This window comes from Gammaproteobacteria bacterium (genome assembly GCA_003696665.1).
In the GTDB taxonomy this organism is placed as follows: Bacteria; Pseudomonadota; Gammaproteobacteria; order Enterobacterales.
The window spans coordinates 1-2,011 of the sequence record RFGJ01000101.1 but is presented as its reverse complement, the minus strand read 5'-3'; the positions used below and the strand labels follow the sequence as shown (position 1 = coordinate 2,011).

The window sequence follows — 2,011 nt, the reverse complement described above, 5'->3', positions numbered from 1 at the left end:
TAAAACCGTGAACATGATGGAGCTGATTCGAAACATCGCCATCGAGCACAGCGGTTACTCAGTGTTTGCTGGTGTCGGCGAGCGGACACGTGAAGGTAATGACTTCTACCATGAAATGAAAGAGTCCAACGTATTGGACAAAGTATCTCTGGTCTATGGCCAGATGAACGAGCCGCCGGGTAACCGCTTGCGCGTCGCGCTGACGGGTTTGACCATGGCGGAAAAATTCCGTGACGAAGGCCGCGACGTCCTGCTGTTTATCGATAACATTTATCGTTACACCTTGGCGGGTACCGAAGTGTCGGCACTGCTCGGCCGTATGCCTTCAGCAGTAGGTTATCAGCCGACCTTGGCAGAGGAAATGGGCGTCCTTCAAGAGCGTATCACCTCAACCAAAACTGGATCGATCACCTCCATTCAAGCCGTCTATGTCCCGGCCGACGACTTGACTGACCCGTCACCGGCCACCACCTTCTCGCACTTGGATGCGACGGTGGTATTGTCGCGTCAAATTGCGGAGCTGGGTATTTATCCGGCCGTGGATCCGCTCGATTCAACGTCGCGACAGCTGGACCCGCTGGTCATCGGTGAAGAACACTATAACGTTGCCCGAGGCGTTCAGTCGGTCTTGCAGCGTTATAAGGAGCTGAAAGACATTATTGCCATTCTCGGTATGGACGAACTGAGCGAAGAAGACAAGTTGATTGTAGCGCGTGCGCGTAAAATTCAACGTTTCTTGTCTCAACCGTTCTTCGTTGCCGAGGTATTTACTGGCACACCTGGCAAATATGTGCCGTTGAAAGATACGATCGCCGGGTTCAAGGGCATTTTGAATGGTGATTACGACCACTTGCCAGAACAGGCCTTCTATATGGTTGGCTCCATTGAAGAGGCCGTTGAAAAAGCGAAGAAGCTTCAGCAATAAGGAGAAGAGGAGATGGCGATGACGGTACATCTGGACATCGCCAGTGCCGAAGAGCAGTTGTTCTCCGGTCTGGTCGAGATGGTCATAGCAACGGGCGAAATGGGCGAGCTCGGCATTGCGCCCCAACACGCGCCATTGCTCACTTCGCTCAAGCCCGGGCCTGTTCGGGTCATTAAGCCGGATGGTGAGGAGGAAATCTTCTATGTCTCGGGCGGTATGCTTGAGGTACAGCCGCTGCTGGTGACCATCTTGGCGGATACGGCTGTCCGTGCCGACGATATCGATGAGGCGGCGGCGGCTGAGGCAAAAGAACGTGCCGAAAAGGCGCTGCGCGATCAGGCCAGTGAAATTGAATTCGCTAAGGCGGCGGCTGAATTGGCCGAGGCCGCTGCGCAATTGCGAACCATTCAAGCTTTGAGGAAAAAGCTCAAACGTTAATCGTTGAGTGTAAGAGGTTCGCGTGACCGTTTGTAAAGAAAAAGTGACGTTAGGTCACTTTTTCTTTTATGAGGGACCCTAAGAGTTTGGTACACTTTCGTTCAAAAATTCACTGACCCGAGTGTGATGAAGGCACCAAAGTTGTTGGAAATCGTCGTCTTGGCGGCAGGGAAAGGCACCCGCATGCGGTCGACCAAGCCCAAAGTCTTGCAGCCCATAGGGGGATGTCCGATGCTTGGTCATGTGCTTAACACTGCCGAAGCATTGTCGCCCCATGCCATCCACGTCGTCGTCGGCCATCAGGCCGATCTCGTGCGCGCCACTTTCGCAGACAAGCCGCTGCATTGGCATCTGCAAGCAGAGCAACTTGGCACAGGCCATGCCGTGGCGCAGGCGAGCGACAGCCTCCATCCCGACGCGCGGGTCCTCATCCTGTATGGCGATGTTCCGTTAATCACACCAGAGACTCTGCAAAATTTATTAGCGGCCTGTTCTGACAATGAGGTTGGCCTACTGACCGCCCTGCCCGCCTCACCCGACGGGTATGGTCGCATTGTCCGCGATGGTAATGGACACGTTGAGCGCATCGTGGAACATAAGGATGCGGACGCCGAGTTACGGAAAATTTGCGAAGTGAACACCGGCATC

General features: G+C 54.2%; 3 protein-coding genes. All 3 read left to right on the top strand.

Annotation, left to right across the window (positions count from 1 at the left end):
* Window positions 1–925: F0F1 ATP synthase subunit beta (gene atpD / locus D6694_03480; GenBank protein RMH46545.1), on the top strand; the 925-nt coding region annotated here is incomplete at its 5' end.
* 12 nt (window positions 926–937) lie between these two features.
* Window positions 938–1,363 carry a F0F1 ATP synthase subunit epsilon gene (locus D6694_03475; GenBank protein ID RMH46544.1) on the top strand — a complete coding sequence of 142 codons (426 nt, stop codon included), beginning with the start codon at window positions 938–940 and terminating at the stop codon, window positions 1,361–1,363.
* 126 nt (window positions 1,364–1,489) lie between these two features.
* Window positions 1,490–2,011, top strand: a 522-nt coding sequence (gene glmU, locus D6694_03470; protein ID RMH46543.1) for a bifunctional N-acetylglucosamine-1-phosphate uridyltransferase/glucosamine-1-phosphate acetyltransferase, incomplete at its 3' end; no start/stop codon positions are given.